This is a genomic window from Sneathiella chinensis, assembly GCF_012720115.1.
Lineage (GTDB): Bacteria > Pseudomonadota > Alphaproteobacteria > Sneathiellales > Sneathiellaceae > Sneathiella > Sneathiella chinensis.
In genome coordinates, this window is record NZ_VNWN01000006.1 from 303,077 (window position 1) to 323,083 (window position 20,007).

Genomic DNA, 20,007 nt, shown 5'->3' on the forward strand with positions numbered 1-20,007 from the left:
TCAAACGAAACTATGGCTTTTTACGGAACAAGCCCGTTCGGGTGAGGAAGACGCGGGACGGTTTCTATTCATCCCAATAGGGGGTGTCGCCAAGGAAGGCACTGAGATAATCAATAAAAACCCGCACACGCTGGGTCAGGAACCGGGTATGAGGATAGACCGCATAGGCCCCAAGTTCCGTGCAGCCATAATCCGGCAACAGCCGTACCAGACGGCCATCCTGCAACGCGCGCCAGGCGATGAAGCTGGGCATCAGGTAGATGCCGTGCCCGGCGATACAGGCTTCTTTCAGGAAATCCCCGTTATTGGCCCGCATGCCGGTCCTGCCGGCAATTTCATGGGGCCTGCCTTCGGCATCGGTCAGGTGGTGGACCCGCCCGGTGGGACTTTTATAGCGCAGCAATGTATGAGAGGCGAGATCGGCCGGGGTTTCGGGAACGCCGTTCGCCGCCAGATAGGCGGGGCTGGCGCACAGCACATGGCGGATTGTGGTAAGGCGCCGGGCGATCAGGGTTGAATCCGACAGTTCCGCGATACGAATGGCAAGATCGACGCCTTCCTCAATCAGGTCAATTTGCCGGTCCGCGAAACTGAGGTCAATGACAAGGTCCGGGTGGCAGGCCGCAAACTCGTTCACGGCGGGGGCAAGATGTAACAGCCCGAAAGACAGCGGAACCGCGACCTTCAATGTTCCCTTCAATTCGCCAACATCAAAGCAGAGCGCATCATTCAGGTCATCCACCTGCGACAGGATGGATTGGGTGCGCCCGTAGTAAAGGCGTCCCGCTTCGGTCAGGGTGGAGGAGCGGGTGGTCCGGTTGAGCAACTGCACCCCAAGCCGGGTTTCCAATTCGTTCAGGCGGCGGCTGACCGCAGATTTGGCAATGCCAAGCTGTCCGGCGGCGGCGCTGATCCCGCCGGTTTCAACGATCTTGGCAAACACGGCCATGTCTTCAAGCTGTCCCATATTTATTGTTCTAATACCAAGAACAGAGTTTTGCAAATATGAATATTTATTCACTTAATTAGATCGAATATAGTGCTTTCAGTAATCCTCTGGAAGATCAGGCGAGGCCTGGGAAAGGATGTGGACCGATGGTTGAAACAGCGCAAAAGGTACGGGAACTTGTCTGGCAGACGCAGGGTATGCCGGCATCGGACGGCGCGGATGTGAAGCTGACCCGGATTATCGGGTCGCCGGAGCTGAATTATCTGGATCCGTTCCTGCTTCTGGACGTTTTTGAAACAGACGAGCCGAACGATTATATCGGCGGGTTTCCGCCGCACCCCCATCGCGGGTTCGAGACGGTAACCTATCTGTTGGCCGGTCGGATGCGGCACCGGGACAATGCGGGCAACGAAGGCGTGATCGTACCGGGCGGGGTGCAGTGGATGACTGCTGGTCGCGGCATTGTTCATTCCGAAATGCCGGAACAGGAAAACGGCCTGATGAAAGGGTTCCAGCTTTGGGTCAACTTGCCGGCATCCGAGAAAATGACCGATCCCGGATATCAGGAGTTCCCGCCGGAGGTCATCACGGTGGAGACACTGGAGGATGGCGGCAACAACCGGATCATCGCCGGGGTCTCGCAGTCTGGTGCAACGGGTCCGGTGACCAATCGTCATACGACCCCGATTTTCATGGATGTCACCCTGACGGCAGGCCAGACATTTACGCAGGACATTCCCCTGACCCACAGCAGCTTCCTGTATGGCATTGAGGGAACGGGACTGGTTGGCACGCGCAAGACCCCGTTGGAAGAAGGGGTGCTTGGGGTGCTGAATGATGGCGGATCAGTTGAGGTCACTGCCGGCGAGCAGGGCGCCCGTTTCCTGTTGGCGGCGGCGCGGCAACTGAACGAGCCGGTGGCGCGCGGCGGACCGTTCGTCATGAACACGCGTGAAGAGGTGCTTCAGGCGTTCGATGATTATCAGAATAACCGCTTCTGAGATTAAGGAGTAGCGTATGGGTATCCTTCAGGATGGTGTCTGGCGGGACACATGGTATGACACCAAGGCAACCGGCGGGCGGTTCATGCGAAAAGAATCCGCCTTTCGGAGCTGGGTGACGCGGGACGGGGCCCCCGGTCCAACCGGGCAGGGCGGCTTCAAGGCAGAGGCGGGCCGCTATCATCTTTATATTTCCCATGCCTGTCCGTGGGCCCACCGGGTGATGATCTTCCGGGCCCTGAAGGGGCTTGAGGAGATGATCTCGGTTTCCGCCGTGCATTGGTATATGGCGGAAAACGGCTGGACCTTCGAAGAAGGGCCGGGCGTGGTGCAGGATGACCTGAACGGTGCCGAATTCATGTATCAGGTTTATCTGGCTGCCGATCCCGGATATTCGGGGCGGGTGACTGTGCCTGTCCTCTGGGACCGGGAAACCGGAACCATTGTTTCCAACGAGTCCTCCGAAATCATCCGCATGTTGAATTCCGCCTTTGATGATGTGGGGGCGGCCGCCGGGGATTATTATCCTGAAGAGTTGCGGGATGAAATCGACCCGATTAACGCACGGATTTACGACAGCGTGAATAACGGGGTTTACCGGGCCGGGTTCGCCACCACGCAGGCGGCCTATGAGGAGGCTGTCTACCCCCTGTTCGAGACGCTGGACTGGCTGGAGGGGCGGTTGTCGCGGCAACGGTATCTGTGCGGGGACCGCCAGACCGAAGCGGATTGGCGGCTATTCACCACACTGGTGCGGTTTGACCCGGTTTATGTGGGGCATTTCAAGTGCAACCTTCGCAGGATCGCCGATTATCCCGCCTTGTCCGGGTTTGTCCGCGATTTGTATCAACAACCGGGCATCGCGAACACGGTGCATATGGACCATATAAAGCGCCATTATTATGAAAGTCATGGGACCATCAATCCGACAGGCGTGGTGCCGGTTGGCCCGGATATGGATTTGTCCGCCCCCCATGATCGGGACCGTTTCGCCGGGTAAAAGGTGAGCTTTGCCGGGCAGGGCTTTGTCATGTTGGCCTGATGAGATATGCTGGAGACCTTGAGGCAGGGGATTGTTGCGGCGAAAACCCGGCAAGCCCCCGGGCCCTGAGGGAGAGGCCAAGCAACAATTCCGGGCAGGAGGGGAAAGCATGACAGAGCCGAAAGCAGAGCCGAAAATCGCGGACGTGAAGCCGATGAAGGTGCGCGTGGAAGCGGGCAAACGGTATTTATGGTGTTCCTGTGGGCGCTCTTCCACACAGCCTTTCTGCGATGGCTCCCACAAGGGGACAGGCCTTCGCCCGGTTCGCTTCACCCCGGAGCAGGACGACGAGGTGTATCTTTGCATGTGCAAGCAGACGGGAAACCGGCCCTATTGTGACGGCACCCATCAGCAGGTCGCGAAGCAAGATTGACCGGTCAGGGAAAGTCGTTCCCCTGCCAGGGATAGTCCTTCAGAAACCGGAGGATATCCGCCACTGTGGTGTTCAGTCGTTCCGGCATGTAGGTCACCGTATAGATCAGCGGAGACGGCTCCCACCCCAGATCCAGCGGAACCAGACTGCCCTTGACGGTATGGTCATTGACATAGCCCGCCGGAAACAACCCGATCCCGCGCCCTTCAAGACAGAGCCGCCTTCTGATGTTGAGCAAAGAGCAGGAGGAGAGGGAGCGTTCGCCAATGCCTTCCCGCGTCAGATATTGCAGGATCTGCTGATAGGACGCAGAGGATCGGGCCGGACCCAGCAGGTTGATGTCACTGATTTTCGGCAGGGTATCCCCTTTCTTGATCCGCTCGGCAACTTCCGGGGCGGCAAACCATTTGAGCGGGAAGGCTTTGTATTGATGGCAGACAAGACCGGGACCTCTGGTCACGTCCCCTTGAAAGAACAGGTCTAGATTGCCCGCCAGCAAGTCCTCTTTCAGGATGTCAGAGCTTTCGACGGTGATCAGGAGTTCGATGTCGGGGAAGGTGGACGTTATCCTTGCCCGCAACCGGTCAAACAGGGGGGATGCGGCAAATTCACTCATCCCGATGTGAAGGGTTTGGCGCTTGATGTCTTTCTCATCAACGATGGTACGGAGGCTGTCGGTTGTCTGCAGGATGTTCTCGACAACGGGGATCAGGGCCTCGCCGTGGGATGTGATTCGAATGCCTGAGGTGCTGCGCTCGAAAAGGGGGCAGCCCAGAATTTTTTCCATCTTTGCAATGCGGGTCGAGATGGCCGGCTGGGTGGTTTTCAAAATGATCGCCGTGCGCCGGAAACTTTGGAGCTTTGCCACCCACAAAAAGGTTCTTAGCTGAATGATGGTCAAGGCATCAAGCATTGAGAAAGGGTCCTCTGTCCGGGGGCGAATTTGGTTAAGTTAATATAGATGAATTGGCGCTTAATACACGATAAATTAGATATACTTCATTTGGCATAAATCATGGGTAGAGGTGGGGCGGGAAAAATGAAATTTTCCTGAAAAGGGAAGCCCGTACGAAAAATCAACCGGGTCTCGGAAGAAGCCCTTTTCTAACGGCATGTCTATGGTATGGTGAACGCATACAAATAAATAAAATAACTAATGAGAGGACGTCATCAATGTCAGCATCTCCTGCCCCCACACGGGAAGATTGGGAAAAACTGGAAAGTCAGATCACCATTCGCGGAAAAGCCTTTATCAATGGCGAATATGTGGATGCGGCATCGGGTAAGACCTTTGAATGTGTCAGCCCTGTGGATGGCCGGGTTCTGGCCTCTATTGCCGAATGTGACGAAGAAGATGTGAACCGGGCGGTTGTCGCGGCGCGGGCCGCGTTCGAGAAGGGCGCATGGGCCCGGGCAGCACCGGCAAAACGCAAGGCAGTCCTGCAGAAATTTGCCGGACTGATGATGAAGAACAAGGACGAACTGGCCCTTCTGGAATGTCTGGATATGGGCAAGCCGGTGAAATGGGCCGGTATGGTGGACGTTCCGGGTGCCGCCAACTGCGTCACATGGTACGCCGAGGCCATCGACAAGCTGTATGATGAAATTGCGCCGACAGATCGCCGCAAATCCATTGCCATGATCACCCGCGAGCCCATTGGCGTTGTTGCCTGTGTGGTGCCGTGGAACTTCCCGCTGCTGATGGCATCGTGGAAATTCGCCCCGGCACTGGCGGCGGGGAACAGTGTGATCCTGAAACCGGCGGAACAATCACCGCTGACCGCCATTCGGATCGCGGAACTGGCGGCCGAAGCCGGCATTCCGGAAGGCGTGTTCAATGTGGTCACCGGGTTCGGTGAAACCGCAGGGCAGGCTCTTGGGCGGCATATGGATGTGGATGCGCTGGCCTTTACCGGCTCGACCGAGGTTGGCAAGCTGTTCATGAAATATTCCGGCGAAAGCAACCTGAAAGCGGTTGGTCTGGAATGCGGCGGTAAAAGCCCGAGCGTGGTTCTGGCCGATGCCGATCTTGATCTGGCGGCCCAGAAAATCGCCATGGGTGTGTTCTTCAACCAGGGTGAGGTTTGTACGGCAGCCTCCCGTCTGGTGGTGCAGGACACCGTAAAGGACGAACTGGTCGAGAAAATCACCAATATGGCCAAGAAGCTTCAGCCGGGTGATCCGCTGGATGCGAAAACGATTGTTGGCGCCATGGTGGATGAAAAACAGACCCAGCGTGTCATGGGTTATATCAAGGCCGGTCAGGATGCCGGGGCCACCCTGCATCATGGCGGCAATCAGGTCCGTCAGGAAACCGGCGGGTACTATATCGAGCCGACGGTCTTTGACAATGTCAGCAACAACATGGTGATCGCGCAGGAAGAAATCTTCGGTCCGGTCATTTCGGCCATTACCTTCAAGGATATGGAAGAAGGCGTCCGCATCGCCAATGACAGTATCTACGGGCTGGCCTCCTCCGTCTGGACACGGGACATTTCCAAGGCGCACCAGTTGGCGCAGTCCCTGCGGGCGGGGACCGTCTGGGTCAACACCTATGACGATGTGGACATGTCCACACCGTTCGGTGGGTACAAGCAGTCCGGGCACGGTCGGGACCGTTCCCTGCATGCGCTTGAAAAATACACCCAGTTGAAAACAACCTGGATCAATATCGGCTGATCTGACCGGGTTTGATGAACAAGAATAATAAAGGGCAGGGGACAAACCCTGCCCGTCTTGAAACAGGGAAAAAAATAATGAAAAGCTATCAGTTCGAAGAATACGGGGAAGCCCTCGTCGAGAATACAAAGGAAAACCCGACCGTCTCCGGCAATCAGGTTCTGGTTCGGATTTCCGCCTGCGGTGTGTGCCACAGTGATATCCATATCTGGGAAGGGTATTTCGGCCTTGGCGGTGACAAGAAGCTGGATATCCGCGGCAAGCGGGAACTGCCTTTCACGCTGGGTCATGAAATCGTAGGCGAGGTCGTGGCCGTCGGTGACGCCGTCAAGGATGTGGCCATCGGTGACCGCCGGGTTGTCTATCCGTGGATTGGCTGCGACAACTGTAACATCTGTGCTTCCGGCAACATGCATCTTTGCAACCAGCCGCAGGCCCTTGGGGTGGATGTGGATGGCGGTTATAGTGACCATCTGCTGGTTCCCCATTCAAAATATCTGCTGGACTACGGAGATCTGCCGGAAGAACTGGCCTGCACCTATACCTGTTCCGGCCTGACCGCCTACAGCGCGCTTCGCCGGGTCAAGTCCCTGACCGATGACGGGACGCTGTTGGTTATTGGCTGCGGCGGGGTTGGTCTGGCGGCCATGGCCATCGCGAAATCCGTGACCAATGCCCGTATTTTCGTTGCGGATATTGATCCCGAAAAACGTCAGGCAGGCATTGATGCCGGGGCCGAGGCGGCGTTTGATCCCAACGATCCGGCCCAGTTGAAGGAACTTCGCCGTGTTGCCGGGGGCGGTGTCAACGGGGCGATCGATTTTGTCGGTGCCGAAAGCAGTGCCCAGTTCGGCGCAAATGCGCTTGGCCGGGGCGGAAAACTGGTGATTGTGGGCCTGTTCGGCGGCGGGTTCTCCATGCCGCTGGCCATGTTCCCGATCAAGGCCATCGGGATCGAGGGCTCCTACGTGGGCAGCCTTGAAGAAATGCATGACCTGATGGAACTGGCCAAGCAGGGTAAACTTGGCAAGCTGACATTGGACAAACGCCCGATGGATCAGGCCTATGCGGCCCTGACGGACCTTCAAAAAGGGAATGTGGTCGGACGTGTGGTCTTGAAAAACTGACCCTTGGCATCCTTCTCAAAAAGAAAAAAGCCTCTGGAAGACCGGAGGCTTTTTTTATGGCTGAAGGGCTGCTCTACCCCTGTTCTGGGCGAGGCTTTTGGCGTCCGGCTCACCGGGGCCTTAATGGATGGGGCCCTTGTCCTCCATCTCGACCAGTTCCTCAACCACGCGAAGCAGGTGCAGGCAGGCATTCAGTTCTTCCCGGGCGCCCCGGTTGCGAAGATTTTCCGCTTCCTCGTTCAACAACTGGATGGCATTTTCCCCCTGATGCAGGATCATCAGATGGGCGGTGCTGTAAAGATCGACGGCTGAATCAGGTTCAAACTGGATGACATCTACCATGGCACAACTCCTTGCTCTGACCTTCTGGTCCGAATGCCTTATTCTTACGCGAAACTTCTTAAGAACAGGTTATTGCGGCGGTAAATTTAAAGGATGATCAGTAGGGAAGCTCAACCGCGTTGGTCAGAAACCGCATGAAGGGGGAGGTCGCCTCAAAGGCCGCTTCAACATCGTCCATAAAGCCAGGGTCGAGGATGCGTTCAACCGGGGCCGGCTGCATCAGGAAAAAGGTTTTCCGTTTCAGATCTTCAATCAGGGGGTGGTCGGGATCATACCCCTTCGGGGCCCGTTTGAGGCCGTCCCCATGAATGCCGCCAAAATGCGCCAGAAGGTCCGGGTCGGTGGTAAGGGCTGTCCATTCTTCCTGTTTCTGGTCGATAGCCTCGCGGATCAGGGCCAGTTTCGGTGATGGTGGCAGCCAGACACCCCCGCCATACCGGATACCGTCAAGGGCAATATGGACGTAAAAGCCGGGGGCATGGGCGTCTTTTCCGGCCTGATGGCGAAACTGGCAGGCGGCATGTTCCTTATAGGGTTTCTTGTCTTTCGAGAAACGCACATCCCGGTGGATACGGAACATGGACCCGCCGTTGGGTCGGGGGTCCGCCGCATAACAGGGGGCAATGGCCTCAAGGCGCGGGGCCATGGCGGCGATAAAATCAGACATGGGATATTGCACAACGTCGCGGTACCGGTCCCGGTTGGCGTGGAACCAGTCCCGGTTGTTGTTTTCTTTCAGGTCCTGATAGAAGGTGATCAGGTCCTTGGAAAAACCGGGGAAGCCGTCTGTCATGGGTGTCTCCCGTTATGCCTTCATTCTGAATGGAAAGAAAAAAGGGCTGGAATGTGACTTCCAGCCCCCTTGAAACAGGTTATCAGACCCGTTCGATGATCATGGCGATACCCTGACCAACACCGATGCACATGGTGCAAAGGGCGTAGCGACCGCCGGTCCGCTGCAACTGGTAGGTTGCGGTGGTGGCGAGACGGGCACCGGACATGCCAAGCGGGTGGCCCAGCGCAATGGCGCCGCCCTGCGGGTTGACGCGCGGGTCATCGTCGGCAATGCCAAGCTGGCGGGTAACAGCCAGACCCTGTGCGGCAAAGGCTTCGTTCAGTTCAATGATGTCCATATCGTCGATTTTCAGGCCGGCAATGGACAGAACCTTTTGTGTGGCCGGAGCCGGGCCAATGCCCATGATGCGCGGTGCAACACCGGCAACGGCGGTTGCGATGACGCGGGCTTTCGGGGTCAGGTTGTATTCCTTGGCGGCTTCCTCGGAGGCCAGCAGGATGGCGCAGGCGCCGTCGTTGACACCGGAAGCGTTACCAGCAGTAACCGTTCCGTCCGGGCGCACGATCGGGCGCAGGGCAGACAGTTTCTCGATGCTGGTGCCACGCGGATGCTCATCCTTGTCGACCACGATGGCATCGCCCTTGCGCTGCGGGATGATGACGGAGGTGATTTCCTCGGCCAGGTTGCCGTTGGCCTGTGCCGCGGCGGCCTTTTCCTGACTGCGAAGGGCAAACAGGTCCTGATCCGCACGGTTCACACCATAGTCGTCAGCCACATTTTCAGCGGTTTCCGGCATGCTGTCGGTCCCATACTGCTCCTTCATCAGCTTGTTGACGAAGCGCCAGCCAATGGTGGTGTCGAAAATTTCGGCATTGCGGGAGAAAGCGGTTGTGGCCTTGCCCATGACGAAGGGTGCACGGCTCATGCTTTCCACGCCACCGGACAGGGTCAGGTTGGCTTCGCCGGTCATGATCTGGCGAGCGGCCGCAGCGGTCGCATCAAGGCCAGAGCCGCACAGGCGGTTGACGGTTGAACCCGGTGTTGTGTCCGGCAGGCCAGCGAGCAGGGCGCTCATGCGGGCCACGTTCCGGTTGTCTTCGCCAGCCTGGTTGGCGTTACCATAGATAACATCATCAACACGGCTCCAGTCTACGCCGGTGTTGCGCTCCATCAGGGCCTTGAGGGGGATGGCGCCGAGGTCATCTGTGCGGACAGCGGAGAGGGAGCCGCCATACCGGCCAATGGGAGTTCTGATAGCGTCACAGATAAATGCGGTTTTCATTTTCTTTCTTCTTTATTTAGAGTTCGGATCAGGGACCATTTGCCCCTTGATCGTGTGCGAATTACCACGGAACAGGGCCACGGTAGTCCCGGTCTGGTCGGTGACCGTGATATCATATACCCCAGTCCGGCCCGTTCGTGAAACCTCAATTGCCGTTGCGGACAGCAAACTTTTTGGGGCCACCGGGCGAATATAGGTAATCTGGGCGCCCTGAGCGACCGTGTTCTGGTTGTAACTGTTGCAGGCATAGGCGAAAACCGTGTCCGCAAAGGTAAAGATATACCCGCCGTGACAGGTGTTATGGCCGTTCAGCATATGGTCCGCCACGGGCATGGTCATGGTGGCGCGGCCGGGGGTCACATGGGTCAGGACCATCCCCAGATGGCGGGCGGTGTTGTCCCGTTCATACATGGCGGCCGCCACGGTTTCCGCAAGGGCTTGCGGATCGGTTGTCGGGTGATCGTGCGGCATCAGGACCCCTTGAATTGCGGCGGGCGCTTGCTGTGGAAAGCCATGACCCCCTCGGCAAAATCATGGGTTTCGCCTGCGGCCTTTTGCAGGTTCCGCTCAAGGGTAAGCTGTTCGGCAAGGCTGTTCTCAGGGCTGGCATTCAGGGCCTGCTTGATATAGCCAAGGCCCTTGGTGGGGCCGGCGGCCAGCCGGGTGGCAAGGGCGCGGGCCTCGTCCATCAGGGCCTCGTCGTCACAGACTTTCCAGATCAGTCCCATGCGTTCCGCCTCTTCCGCCGGGATTTTGTCCCCCAGCATGGCAAGACCCATGGCCTTTCCCGATCCCACAAGGCGGGGCAGGAAATAGGTGCTACCCGCATCCGGGATCAGGCCAATATGACAGAACGCCTGCAGGAAATAGGCGGACCGGGCGGCAAGGCAGATATCTGCGGCAAGGGCAAGGCTCATGCTGGCCCCGGCGGCCAATCCGTTGACGGCGGAAATCACCGGTTTGTCCAGCCCCCGCAGGAACAGGATCAGCGGGTTATACTGGGTCTCCAGTGTGGCGCCAAGGTCCGGCTTATCGCCGCTATCGGTGCTGGCGGTCTCTCCGAGGTCCGCCCCGGCGCCAAAGGCCCGGCCAGCGCCCGTTATCAGGACGGCCCGAACCTCATCCCCCTCCAGCACAGGGAACAGGCTTTGCAATTCCATGTGCATTTTCCCGGTAAAGGTATTCAGCTTGTCCGGTCGGTTCAGGGTGATTGTGGCAACGCCAGCCTCAAGGCTGAACTGGATGGTTTCATATGTCATAAACCCGCTTCCTTCTTCTCCGCTGTCTTTATGTTGTTTTGTTATTTTATAAATAACACATAAAAAGGGCAGAAGAAGTCAATTTTGTATCACATGGAAGCGGGTGGCTCTGCCGGGCGTGGAAGGCGCGGCTTGCTGTCAGCAGGCTTTGGCCATCTTCTTTTTGTCGGCAATCACCTTGTTGCGGCCGGTTTTCTTGGCCATATAGAGGGCCTTGTCAGCCCGTCCAACCAGATCGGACAAATCCTCGGTGTAATTGAATTCGGCAACGCCGAAGGACATGGTGATGCGACCCACATCGTCGCCGGTATTGCGCTTCACCAGTTTCTTGGAGGAGACAGAGGCACGAAGCGCATCGGCCACGCTTTCGGCGGTGGCGATGTCCGTGTCCGGCAGGATAATGCTGAATTCCTCGCCGCCATAGCGGGCGGGCAGGGCGTTTGCGGACAAGCCCGACTTGATGGTGCTGGCCACCAGTTTCAGGACCTGATCCCCAAAGACATGGCCGTGGGTGTCGTTGAAGGTCTTGAAGTGGTCAATATCGGACATGACCAGACACAGTTTTTTGCGAGAGGCCTTGGCCCGGTTCGCGGCCTCGGACAGGGTGCGGTCGAACAATTTCCGGTTGGCAAGGCCGGTCAGGGTATCGGTCAGGGCTTCCTTCTCGACGGCTTCCAGTCGCTTTTTCAATGTCTCGATTTCCGTTGAGGCATGCAACAGTTGCTGGTTAAGCGAGGCGGAGCGGGAGGAGACCTGCCGGGTTTCGTTGATGACCTTCTGGATCGAATGGGTGAATTCCTCTGCGCTCAGCTCCCCGGCGTTTTCGGCGAAACTGTTCAGGGTTTCCCCATATTGCGATAGGTCATTGCTGGACGCCTCGATCCCCTGCAGGACGGTTTGCATGGATTGCTGGGCCAACTGGTTGGTTTCCCGGATGGCGCGACCCTCTTTTTCATGGGAGAAGAACTCGTCATAAATTTCGCGGGCGATCTGGTCGGTGAAGCGGCCATTGACCTTCATCAGCCTGTTAACGGCCAGTTTCAGATCCGGGTTTTCATCGGCAAAATATTCGTACCAGATGGTGTAGTTCTGGGGCAGTTTGCTGATCTTGCGCTCTTCCAGCAATGCCATTGTCATGCTGGCGAATGATGCCACCTCATCAAACGATTTCTTGACCGCCATTGCCTCCGCCTCCTCGCAAACTACAGACTTCCTGCTTCAATCCTGACTCGCTTACTCTCAGGAAAAAAGCCTGAAAAAGTTTACGATCTCGTTAATCAGGCGAACTTAATCTACAGAAAAGTTACAAAATAAACCTGCGGAACAGATGCCATGCTTTGACAGCAAAGTAAACAGAAGAAGTCCTTATTTTCCAAATTTGAACGGGTGTTGGGCTGTCGGAAACTTGAGGCAAATTTTAACAAATATCTTTGTAACGCAGAATTTCTGTGGGTTTATTTTGTAACTTTTCTGTAACATTGTGGGGCGGAGGGAGGGGGCGCAGTAAAGGCCCCCTTTGGTGCCCGGCGGCAGGGGGAGGGGGTGCTAGCGTTTCGCGGGATTGTAGGCTTCAGGGACGATGCCACCCACGACCATACGGTTCATGACCCGCCGATAGCTGTAGTCGCCAAGCGCATAATGCTGGGTCGCCAGATTGTCCCAAATGGCAATGGAATTCACCTCCCATTTGAAACGGACCTGATATTCGGGGCTTTTGACATGATCCATCAGTAGTTGAAGCAGCATGTCACTTTCATTCTTGCTGAGACCGGCGAACCCGGATGTCCAGATGGAATTGACAAACAACAGCGGCGCACCCGTGACCGGGTGGGCAATGACCGCCGGGTGGCGCCGTGGGGGATTTTCGCGGGCGTTCTTTTCCACCACATCAGGGTCCAGATATCCGGTCATGCCCATGCGCATGTCATGGATGGCCTCCAGCTTCAAAACCAGTTCCTGCAATGGTTCTGACAGGCCGCGGAAGGCGGCATTGCTGCACAGCCACATGGTGTCCCCGCCGATGGGCGGGATGTCCCGGGCCCGCAGGATGCTGGCCGCGGAAGGGTTGGGGCGGAAAGTAACATCCGCATGCCATCTGTCCACGCCCGTATTGCCGCCTTCTGCCGTGATGACCTGAATTTCGGGGACGCCGTCCAGACTTGGGAAGAATTCGTGGTTTTCAAGTTCGCCAAAATGCTGGCCCAGTTTCAGGTATTTATCCGTCGACAGGTCCTGATTCCGAAAAAAGATAACCTTGTACCGGTGCAGGGCCGCCTTCAATTCGGCATAGACATCGTCGGAAAGATCCGCGTTCAGATCAATTCCCGAAATATGGCCGCCGATGGTTGGATTGGCGGGGGTAACCTGAAAATGGGTGAAGTCTGATGGCATTGTTTTTCTCCTAATCATAATTATGATTATATTTTAGGGGCCAAAAGCGGCGACCGGTACGTCTCGGGACTCAGGTGGTATGGGGGGAAGGCTCCAGTTTGGTGTAAAGGGTCAGCATTCGGGTTAGGTTTTTCCGCATACGCGGATCTTCCAGCTTGATCGGGCCGGGATCGTTCAGGATCGCCTGGATCAGGGTGCCAAAGAACATTTGCATGCCGAACAGGATGGAATCCCGGCTTTCCCTGGGATTGTCTTTCAGGAACCGGTCCTGCAGCAGATCGGAGACGATGTCACCCATGCGGCGTCCGCAGTCGCGGATCGGGTACCACAGCTCCTTGTCCGTGCGGGAGGCCACAAGCGATTCCTTGACCACACCGCTCAGTTCGCTGTTGAGCATTTCAATGGTGTAATCGACAAGCCGTTCAAACACCTTCCGGGGCGGGGCCTTTTTCCAGTGTTCGCCCTGAAAGCCTTCCTCGATCAGGTGCAGCATACGGTCTACGGCCGTTGTCTGTACGGCGCGGAAAAAGCTCTCCTTGTCCTCAAAGCGGCTATAGAAGGTGCCAACGGAATATCCGCAAGCGGCGGTCAGCTCGATGATCGAGATGTCGGCGATATTTTTCTCGCAAAGCAGGCGCATTCCTGCGTCGATCAGGTCGTTTCGCCTTTGCCGACTGCGTTCCTGGAGGGCGGGTTTAACCCCGTCGCTTTTATGTGTCACGGATAGCTTCATAGGCTCTTTCATACCCGATCCGGTATTTTGTTGGCAATGGAAATTCCATTAACAAAAAATACTTGAACAAAATCTAATCATGACTATGGTTATGCTTTAAGCAATCTTAGCGTGTCAATAGAATTAATATCAAACACCTGTATTAAATATGATTTTATTTGGATTGCTTGCATTCGTTCTGTTTTTTTAACAATAATAAATATAACTTTTGGTTGTGATTTTGGCGGTGGCGGATCAGTGATCTTCATGGCTTGACCCTGCCGCTCTCCATCATTGACCGAAGGGGAGGGAAAATCATGAATTGGAAAGCAGTGCTTTGCGGCGCCGCAGTTGCCGTTGCGTTGGGGTCAGGGACATCGGCGGCGGTTGCCGAAACCAAGTTGAAATATGCCACCTCAGCGCCTGTCAAGACACCGTGGGTGGCCCATGCGAACCAGGTCGCCGCCGCCGTGCAGGAAGCGACGGGCGGATCGGTCAAAATCGATGTCTTTCCGGGAAGCCAGCTTGGCAACGAACAGGATGTCATTCGGCAGGTGGCCCGTGGCCGTGTCCAGATGGGGGCCTTTTCAAACACGGCGGCCAGTTTGATCGTTCCGGAAATCTCGTTGCTGGCGGCACCCTATATCTGGGACAACGTGGCGCAGGCGGACTGCGCACTGGACAATCATATGGACGCGGTGTTTCAGGATCGGTTCAAGGAAATGGATCTGGTCTTCCTTGGTTGGACGGAAGTGGGGCAGATGGGGTACGCCTCGGCAAAACCGATCGAGAGCCTGACCGAACTGTCCGGCAAGAAAGTCCGGGTGGCGCCCAGCAAGACATCCTCGCTGACCGCAGAAAGCGTGGGGGCAAACTCTGTCATGTTGCCGATCACCGAAGTTGCCTCGGCCCTTCAGACCGGGCTGGTGGATAGTGCGGACCTGCCGGGATTGGCGTTTACCTCCCTTGGGATTGGAAAGATTGCGCCGCACTGGATTGCCACCAATCATTCCCATCAGGTGGGCGTTGTGTTGATGAGCCGCAAGGTCTGGAGCAAGCTGACACCGGAAGAGCAAACGCAGATGCAGGCCGCCCGGGTCGACCCGACCATCCTTCGCAAGCAGGTGCGCGGGGCGGAAAAAATGATGTTCGGCAAGTTTGAGGAAGCGGGCGGGCGCATTGTCCATCCGGAGGGAGAAGAGCTTGACCGTTGGAAGCAGGCAGGAGAGCAGGCGCGACTTGCCCTCGTAAAGGAACTTGGGGACAAGGGCGCCGCGGTCTATGAGCAAATCCAGCAAGCCAAGCGCGCTTGTTCCTCTTGAGGGTTCGTGTGATTTTTCATGGGGTTAGCCAGGGCACTTAAAGCAAGAAACAGACTGGAGGCCGGGGTGACGGTGATTGCCTATGCGGTGACCGCCCTCAGCCTGCTTGCGGACATTCTCGGGCGGGAGTTGTTCAGTCAGGGCATTGACGGGGCACCCCGTTTCGCGGTCTACGCGGCCATCATTGCGGGGTTTCTCGGGATGTCGCTGGCGGCGGAGGATGACAGCCATATCCGGCCCCAGGTGTTTGATTATCTGGTTCCCCCCCTGTTTGAAAAGATGTTCAGTCGTCTGGCCGATGCGGTGTCGGCGCTGATATATGGGGGGCTGGGATATCTGGCGGTGGGGTTTGTCCGGGTGACCTATGAAAACGGGGATATTGCCCCGGTTCTGGACTGGCCGATCTGGCCGGTGCAACTGGTTCTGCCCTATACGTTTTTTTCCATTTCGCTGCGATATCTGGTGATTACGGTGGCCCCGTCCCTGAAGCGGCCTGACACGTCTTTGGGAAGGGAAATCCGGTGACAATTCTTGGGCTGATCCTGCTTCCCGTTCTGCTTCTGATCCTGCGTCAGAACCTTGTCCTGATCCTGTTTTCCGTCGCGGCCTATATCCATCTGTTTTTTGGCGATGGTGTCCTTGAATATATCATCGAGGATATGTGGATCGGGCTGGACAAGGAAATCCTGTTGTCGATCCCGTTGTTCATCCTGTGCGGCAATGTGATGACGCGGGGCCGGATTGCGGAACGGCTGATCCGGGTGGTGGCCATTGTCTCGTCGCCCTTGCCGGGGGGGCTGGCGGTGGCCACCATTTTGTCCTGTGCGGTGTTCTCGGCCATTTCAGGGTCCTCGGCGGTGACGCTGCTGTCGGTCGGGGCGGTGATGTATCCGGCCCTGGTCAAGGCTGGTTATGACAAGAAATTTGCCCTTGGGGCGTTGGCATCGGGCGGTACGCTCGGGGTGGTCATCCCACCCTCTATCCCGTTGATCCTGTTTGGGATTGTCACGGAAACCTCGATCACGGACCTGTTCAAGGCGGGGGTGGTTCCGGGGCTGATCCTGACCGGGATCATGGCGGTGTATGCGCTGTATCGGAACCGCTCCATTCCCCGCCAGAGGATCGACTTTCGCGAATTGGCCGCGTGTCTGCGGGATGGGATCTGGTCGCTTCTGATGCCGGTTCTGTTGCTGGGCGGGATTTATTCCGGCTATTTCTCCCCGACCGAGGCGGCGGCTGTTGCCCTTGGGTATGCCCTGATCGTCGAGATTTTCATTCACCGGGACATGCAGGCGCAGGATTTCTATGGCATTGCCATTTCAACGGCCAAGCTGCTGGGGGCGCTGTATCCGCTTCTGGCTGTCGCCATGAGCCTCAACCTGTTGTTGACGGCGGAGCAGGTGCCGCAAGACTTGACCAACTGGGTTGCCTCGCAGGTGGAAAGCCCGCTGACCTTCCTGCTGGCCATCAATCTTTTGCTGCTGATTGTGGGCTGTTTTCTGGATATCAATGCGGGCATTCTCATTCTGGCGCCGATCCTGCTGCCGCTGGCCCTCAATTTCGGGATTGATCCGGTTCATCTTGGCATCATCATGGTGGTCAATCTGGAGGTGGGGTTCCTGACCCCGCCGATCGGGATCAACCTGATGATTTCCATGACGGCCTTTAATGAGCGGTTCAAGCTGATTTGTCAGTCCGTGATACCGTTTATTGCCATCATTCTGGTGGTGGTGGCGCTTGTGACCTATTTCCCAAGGTTGAGCCTGTTCCTGACCACGTGATGGGTGCGGGAGCGCGGGGTGGCCTAACCGTCTGCTGTATCGCCCGGAAGGTAAATCACGCGTTCCTGCTGATGCCCAAGAAGGATATCCAGCACCACCCGGCTGATTTCCTGCGGGGCGAGCAATCGGGCCTGACCGTTGGCGGTGGCCACATGGGCGATCACATCGGCAACCGGCATGGATTGCGCGGCGGCAATGTCGTCCAGGGCCTTTTCTGTTTCTGCCGTCAGGATAATACCGGGGCAGAGGGTGAAAAAACGGATATTGTCGTCCGCCAATTCCTTGTCCAGTGACTTGCCAAGGGACAAGAGGCCAGCCTTGGCCGCTGCATAGGCAGCCTGACCCGGTGCCCCGTCAAGGACGGAGGCCGGGGCGAAATTGATGACGCATCCGTGGCCCTTCTCACGAAAATGGGGCAGGGCGGCCTCGATCAGGTTACGCGCACCAGTGAGGTTGGTATCAAGAATGGTGTTCCAGTCGTCGATCCCCGTGGCGTCAAACGGGGCGGTACAGGGCAGCCCCGTGGCATTGATCAGGGCTGTGGGCGGTCCATACAGGTTGCAGGCCCATTCAAGGGCGGTCTCAATCTCGGCGGGGTTCCTGACATCAAGCAGGCCGTCATGGACCTGCCCGCCAAATCGGGCCAGAAGTTGTTCCCGCTTTTCATGCAGGGTACCAAGGTCCCGTGCCATCAGGGACAGGGCGGCGCCTTGTGCGGCAAGGGTTTCGGCAATATGAAACCCGAGGCCCCGGTTGCCGCCGGCAATCAGGATATGCTGCCCGGAAAGGGGGCCGTTTGCTTCTGGCGGTTTTTCCTGCCTTGCCTGTTCGACCATGCGGCCGATGCTGGTCCAAGGATCACTTTCAAGGTCTGAACGTGTCACCATTGGCTCCCTGTCTGTGTCATTTGCCTGAAGGTCAGGAAAATGCCTTGAAGGTGATCATGGTGAAGGTGTCCTTGATGTGGGGCAGGGTCTGAATCTGCTCGTTCACGAAATGCCCTGTATCCTGATCGTCATCCAGATAGCATTTCATCATCAGGTCGTATTTTCCGGAAATCGAGTAGACTTCCGAGACATTTTCCACGGACACAACAGCTTCGTTGGCAACCACATAGGCCTTGCCGAGTTCACATTTGACCATGATGAAGATTGTTTTCACAAGCGCACCCTCCCGCTAACAGAATATTTTCCCGTTCATAGCATGTTTTCCGCAAGGGTGGGAAAAAACCGGATAGGGGGCGGATTGGCCATAAAAAAGGGCCTCAATCGAGACCCTTGTTTTTTATTCGCTTACGGATTTCCGCATGGGAATATTGAAGAATGCCGGGACGTGATCGCCGAGACCCAGAACCGGTGTGTCATCGTCATCGTCATGATACCGGGACCGACGGGAACGGGATTGTTTCTTGGGTTTCCAGTCATCCCGATCCGCTGAGGAGCGGTTTTCCGGGCGGCTGCGTTCAGAGGAAGACGCAGACGAGGAAGAAGATGAGGATGAGGACGACGAAGAGGATGAGGAAGAAGAGGACGAGGAGCGGCCCCGTGATCCCTCGGAGCGGGATTTCCGCGGCTTCCGGCCGCGAGACTCGATTTCCTTGCCTTCATCGGCAATCTCGTCCATTCCCTCAAGGGTGATGGTCGGGATTTCTTTGCCGATGACCTTGTAGATGGCATCCAGATATTTTTCGTCCCCCTTGGCGGCCAGGGTATAGGCGTGGCCTTCCTGTCCGGCCCGGCCGGTCCGACCGATACGGTGGACATAATCTTCGGCGTGGGTGGGAACGTCAAAGTTGAAGACGTGGCTGACGCTGGAAATATCGATACCGCGGGCGGCCACATCGGAACAAACCAGATGGGCGATTTCACCAGACTTGAACTTTTCCAGTGTTTCCATGCGGTGGCTTTGTGTCATGTCGCCGTGTAGGGCGCCAGCATTGAAGCCGTGTTTTGTCAGTGACCCCAGCAGGATATCCACATCCTTCTTGCGATTGCAGAAGATGAAGGAGGTCTTGACCGATTCATCCTGAAGAAGTTTGCGAAGGGCAGGGCGTTTTTCCCGTTTCAGGACGGTCAGCAGGCCCTGTGTCACGGTGGTCGCCGCAGAGGAGCGAGCCGCCACTTCCACTTCCTTGGGGTTCATCAGGAATTTGTCGGCCAGTTTGCGCATGTCCTTGGACATGGTGGCAGAGAAGAACAGGGTCTGGCGCAGCGGCGGCATCAGGGAGACGATTTTTTCCACATCGGGAATAAAGCCCATATCCATCATGCGGTCGGCTTCGTCGATCACCAGTGTCTTGACGCCATTGAGCAGGACCTTGCCCCGCTCGAAATGATCCAGCAGGCGGCCGGGGGTGGCAATCAGAACGTCAACACCCTTGTCCAGCTTGGCTTCCTGATCAGAGAAGGAAACCCCGCCAATCAGCAGCGCCATGGACAGCTTTGTGTAACGGCCATAATTTTCGAAGTTGTCTGCAACCTGGGCAGCAAGTTCCCGTGTCGGCTCCAGAATGAGGGAGCGCGGCATACGGGATTTCGTCTGTCCTGAGGACAGAATGTCAATCATGGGAAGAGTAAAACTCGCGGTTTTACCCGTTCCTGTCTGCGCCGTGCCCAAGACGTCCCGTCCCATCAAGACATAAGGAATGGCTTTTTCCTGAATGGGAGTAGGGGTCGTATATCCAGAGTCTTCGACGGCGCGAAGAACCTCTGTGCTGAGGCCGAGATCTGCAAAGGTCATACGTTAGACAACTACCACAATATTATCAAAATACTATAAATCACTGCGCAATTTAGTGAATAAACCCGTGCTGTCAAACACTTCCTGTGATTTGACACACGAAACACCGGGTGCGACCCAAAAATCACACATTAATGCTTCTGTTTTATGTCTGATCTATGCTTTTATGACCCGAGTAGCTTTGAGGTGTCCGAAAAACCCGGATGCACCCG

The 20,007-nt window shown here is 56.6% G+C and carries 21 protein-coding genes; 8 read left to right on the top strand and 13 right to left on the bottom strand.

Annotation, left to right across the window (positions count from 1 at the left end; translation table 11 throughout):
- Positions 1-64 precede the first annotated feature (64 nt).
- Positions 65-967, bottom strand: coding sequence for a LysR family transcriptional regulator (locus FQB27_RS11505; RefSeq protein ID WP_169561187.1), 903 nt, complete (start codon positions 965-967; stop codon positions 65-67).
- A 128-nt stretch (positions 968-1,095) separates the two neighbouring features.
- Here FQB27_RS11505 and FQB27_RS11510 point away from each other — a divergent pair, with 128 nt between their 5' ends.
- The 3 genes from FQB27_RS11510 (at position 1,096) to FQB27_RS11520 (ending at position 3,365) form a co-directional block, all read left to right on the top strand.
- A complete protein-coding gene (locus FQB27_RS11510; RefSeq protein ID WP_169561188.1) occupies positions 1,096-1,950 on the top strand; it encodes a pirin family protein in 855 nt (284 codons plus the stop codon).
- A 16-nt stretch (positions 1,951-1,966) separates the two neighbouring features.
- Complete coding sequence (locus FQB27_RS11515) at positions 1,967-2,950, top strand: glutathione S-transferase family protein (RefSeq protein WP_169561189.1); 984 nt, start codon at positions 1,967-1,969, stop codon at positions 2,948-2,950.
- A gap of 151 nt (positions 2,951-3,101) precedes the next feature.
- Entirely contained in the window at positions 3,102-3,365 is a 264-nt protein-coding gene (locus FQB27_RS11520; protein ID WP_169561190.1) for a CDGSH iron-sulfur domain-containing protein, read from the top strand.
- Between the two features lie 4 nt (positions 3,366-3,369).
- Here the strand turns inward: FQB27_RS11520 and FQB27_RS11525 are convergent, their stop codons facing one another.
- Complete coding sequence (locus FQB27_RS11525) at positions 3,370-4,278, bottom strand: LysR family transcriptional regulator (protein ID WP_169561191.1); 909 nt, start codon at positions 4,276-4,278, stop codon at positions 3,370-3,372.
- 260 nt (positions 4,279-4,538) lie between these two features.
- Between FQB27_RS11525 and FQB27_RS11530 the strand changes: the two genes are divergently transcribed.
- Both FQB27_RS11530 and FQB27_RS11535 read left to right on the top strand, forming a co-directional pair.
- The gene (locus FQB27_RS11530; RefSeq protein WP_169561192.1) at positions 4,539-6,044 is read left to right on the top strand and encodes an aldehyde dehydrogenase; all 1,506 of its coding nucleotides are present in this window, start codon (positions 4,539-4,541) and stop codon (positions 6,042-6,044) included.
- A 77-nt stretch (positions 6,045-6,121) separates the two neighbouring features.
- Positions 6,122-7,171 carry an alcohol dehydrogenase gene (locus FQB27_RS11535; RefSeq protein WP_169561193.1) on the top strand — a complete coding sequence of 350 codons (1,050 nt, stop codon included), beginning with the start codon at positions 6,122-6,124 and terminating at the stop codon, positions 7,169-7,171.
- Positions 7,172-7,291: 120 nt separating this feature from the next.
- Here the strand turns inward: FQB27_RS11535 and FQB27_RS11540 are convergent, their stop codons facing one another.
- The 8 genes from FQB27_RS11540 to FQB27_RS11575 form a co-directional block, all read right to left on the bottom strand.
- Positions 7,292-7,513, bottom strand: coding sequence for a hypothetical protein (locus tag FQB27_RS11540; protein ID WP_169561194.1), 222 nt, complete (start codon positions 7,511-7,513; stop codon positions 7,292-7,294).
- A gap of 97 nt (positions 7,514-7,610) precedes the next feature.
- Complete coding sequence (locus tag FQB27_RS11545) at positions 7,611-8,306, bottom strand: DUF2461 domain-containing protein (protein WP_169561195.1); 696 nt, start codon at positions 8,304-8,306, stop codon at positions 7,611-7,613.
- Positions 8,307-8,388: 82 nt separating this feature from the next.
- Positions 8,389-9,591: a 3-oxoadipyl-CoA thiolase gene (gene pcaF, locus FQB27_RS11550; RefSeq protein ID WP_169561196.1), complete on the bottom strand. Its 1,203-nt coding sequence runs from the start codon at positions 9,589-9,591 to the stop codon at positions 8,389-8,391.
- Between the two features lie 12 nt (positions 9,592-9,603).
- Positions 9,604-10,062: a hydroxyphenylacetyl-CoA thioesterase PaaI gene (gene paaI / locus FQB27_RS11555; protein ID WP_169561197.1), complete on the bottom strand. Its 459-nt coding sequence runs from the start codon at positions 10,060-10,062 to the stop codon at positions 9,604-9,606.
- Positions 10,062-10,850: a 2-(1,2-epoxy-1,2-dihydrophenyl)acetyl-CoA isomerase PaaG gene (gene paaG, locus FQB27_RS11560; RefSeq protein WP_169561198.1), complete on the bottom strand. Its 789-nt coding sequence runs from the start codon at positions 10,848-10,850 to the stop codon at positions 10,062-10,064. Before paaG ends, paaI begins: the two co-directional genes overlap by 1 nt.
- Positions 10,851-10,988: 138 nt before the next feature.
- Positions 10,989-12,032, bottom strand: coding sequence for a GGDEF domain-containing protein (locus FQB27_RS11565; RefSeq protein ID WP_169561199.1), 1,044 nt, complete (start codon positions 12,030-12,032; stop codon positions 10,989-10,991).
- A gap of 363 nt (positions 12,033-12,395) precedes the next feature.
- Positions 12,396-13,241, bottom strand: coding sequence for a TauD/TfdA dioxygenase family protein (locus FQB27_RS11570; protein ID WP_169561200.1), 846 nt, complete (start codon positions 13,239-13,241; stop codon positions 12,396-12,398).
- 70 nt (positions 13,242-13,311) lie between these two features.
- On the bottom strand, positions 13,312-13,962 hold the full coding sequence (locus FQB27_RS11575; protein WP_169561201.1) for a TetR/AcrR family transcriptional regulator: 651 nt from the start codon (positions 13,960-13,962) through the stop codon (positions 13,312-13,314).
- Between the two features lie 308 nt (positions 13,963-14,270).
- Here FQB27_RS11575 and FQB27_RS11580 point away from each other — a divergent pair, with 308 nt between their 5' ends.
- The 3 genes from FQB27_RS11580 to FQB27_RS11590 are packed head-to-tail and all read left to right on the top strand — an operon-like array spanning position 14,271 to position 17,056.
- Positions 14,271-15,275 carry a TRAP transporter substrate-binding protein gene (locus tag FQB27_RS11580; protein ID WP_169561202.1) on the top strand — a complete coding sequence of 335 codons (1,005 nt, stop codon included), beginning with the start codon at positions 14,271-14,273 and terminating at the stop codon, positions 15,273-15,275.
- Between the two features lie 18 nt (positions 15,276-15,293).
- The gene (locus tag FQB27_RS11585) at positions 15,294-15,800 is read left to right on the top strand and encodes a TRAP transporter small permease (protein ID WP_169561203.1); all 507 of its coding nucleotides are present in this window, start codon (positions 15,294-15,296) and stop codon (positions 15,798-15,800) included.
- Positions 15,797-17,056 carry a TRAP transporter large permease gene (locus FQB27_RS11590; RefSeq protein ID WP_206374595.1) on the top strand — a complete coding sequence of 420 codons (1,260 nt, stop codon included), beginning with the start codon at positions 15,797-15,799 and terminating at the stop codon, positions 17,054-17,056. Before FQB27_RS11585 ends, FQB27_RS11590 begins: the two co-directional genes overlap by 4 nt.
- Positions 17,057-17,079: 23 nt before the next feature.
- Here the strand turns inward: FQB27_RS11590 and FQB27_RS11595 are convergent, their stop codons facing one another.
- The 3 genes from FQB27_RS11595 to FQB27_RS11605 all read right to left on the bottom strand — a co-directional run bounded on the left by FQB27_RS11595 (position 17,080) and on the right by FQB27_RS11605 (position 19,795).
- Complete coding sequence (locus FQB27_RS11595; RefSeq protein ID WP_169561204.1) at positions 17,080-17,943, bottom strand: SDR family NAD(P)-dependent oxidoreductase; 864 nt, start codon at positions 17,941-17,943, stop codon at positions 17,080-17,082.
- A gap of 31 nt (positions 17,944-17,974) precedes the next feature.
- A complete protein-coding gene (locus FQB27_RS11600) occupies positions 17,975-18,217 on the bottom strand; it encodes an Lrp/AsnC ligand binding domain-containing protein (RefSeq protein ID WP_169561205.1) in 243 nt (80 codons plus the stop codon).
- Between the two features lie 123 nt (positions 18,218-18,340).
- Entirely contained in the window at positions 18,341-19,795 is a 1,455-nt protein-coding gene (locus FQB27_RS11605) for a DEAD/DEAH box helicase (protein ID WP_169561206.1), read from the bottom strand.
- Positions 19,796-20,007: the final 212 nt, after the last annotated feature.

What these genes read in the sequence shown, in the direction of transcription:
- paaI (WP_169561197.1), bottom strand. Translation starts at nt 10,062, where the DNA reads ATGCCGCACGATCACCCGACAACCGATCCGCAAGCCCTTGCGGAAACC.
- FQB27_RS11535 (WP_169561193.1), top strand. Translation starts at nt 6,122, where the DNA reads ATGAAAAGCTATCAGTTCGAAGAATACGGGGAAGCCCTCGTCGAGAAT.
- FQB27_RS11605 (WP_169561206.1), bottom strand. Translation starts at nt 19,795, where the DNA reads ATGACCTTTGCAGATCTCGGCCTCAGCACAGAGGTTCTTCGCGCCGTC.
- FQB27_RS11525 (WP_169561191.1), bottom strand. Translation starts at nt 4,278, where the DNA reads ATGCTTGATGCCTTGACCATCATTCAGCTAAGAACCTTTTTGTGGGTG.
- FQB27_RS11505 (WP_169561187.1), bottom strand. Translation starts at nt 967, where the DNA reads ATGGGACAGCTTGAAGACATGGCCGTGTTTGCCAAGATCGTTGAAACC.
- FQB27_RS11520 (WP_169561190.1), top strand. Translation starts at nt 3,102, where the DNA reads ATGACAGAGCCGAAAGCAGAGCCGAAAATCGCGGACGTGAAGCCGATG.
- FQB27_RS11510 (WP_169561188.1), top strand. Translation starts at nt 1,096, where the DNA reads ATGGTTGAAACAGCGCAAAAGGTACGGGAACTTGTCTGGCAGACGCAG.
- FQB27_RS11580 (WP_169561202.1), top strand. Translation starts at nt 14,271, where the DNA reads ATGAATTGGAAAGCAGTGCTTTGCGGCGCCGCAGTTGCCGTTGCGTTG.
- FQB27_RS11515 (WP_169561189.1), top strand. Translation starts at nt 1,967, where the DNA reads ATGGGTATCCTTCAGGATGGTGTCTGGCGGGACACATGGTATGACACC.
- FQB27_RS11530 (WP_169561192.1), top strand. Translation starts at nt 4,539, where the DNA reads ATGTCAGCATCTCCTGCCCCCACACGGGAAGATTGGGAAAAACTGGAA.
- FQB27_RS11565 (WP_169561199.1), bottom strand. Translation starts at nt 12,032, where the DNA reads ATGGCGGTCAAGAAATCGTTTGATGAGGTGGCATCATTCGCCAGCATG.
- FQB27_RS11585 (WP_169561203.1), top strand. Translation starts at nt 15,294, where the DNA reads ATGGGGTTAGCCAGGGCACTTAAAGCAAGAAACAGACTGGAGGCCGGG.
- pcaF (WP_169561196.1), bottom strand. Translation starts at nt 9,591, where the DNA reads ATGAAAACCGCATTTATCTGTGACGCTATCAGAACTCCCATTGGCCGG.
- FQB27_RS11545 (WP_169561195.1), bottom strand. Translation starts at nt 8,306, where the DNA reads ATGACAGACGGCTTCCCCGGTTTTTCCAAGGACCTGATCACCTTCTAT.
- FQB27_RS11540 (WP_169561194.1), bottom strand. Translation starts at nt 7,513, where the DNA reads ATGGTAGATGTCATCCAGTTTGAACCTGATTCAGCCGTCGATCTTTAC.
- paaG (WP_169561198.1), bottom strand. Translation starts at nt 10,850, where the DNA reads ATGACATATGAAACCATCCAGTTCAGCCTTGAGGCTGGCGTTGCCACA.
- FQB27_RS11595 (WP_169561204.1), bottom strand. Translation starts at nt 17,943, where the DNA reads ATGGTGACACGTTCAGACCTTGAAAGTGATCCTTGGACCAGCATCGGC.
- FQB27_RS11570 (WP_169561200.1), bottom strand. Translation starts at nt 13,241, where the DNA reads ATGCCATCAGACTTCACCCATTTTCAGGTTACCCCCGCCAATCCAACC.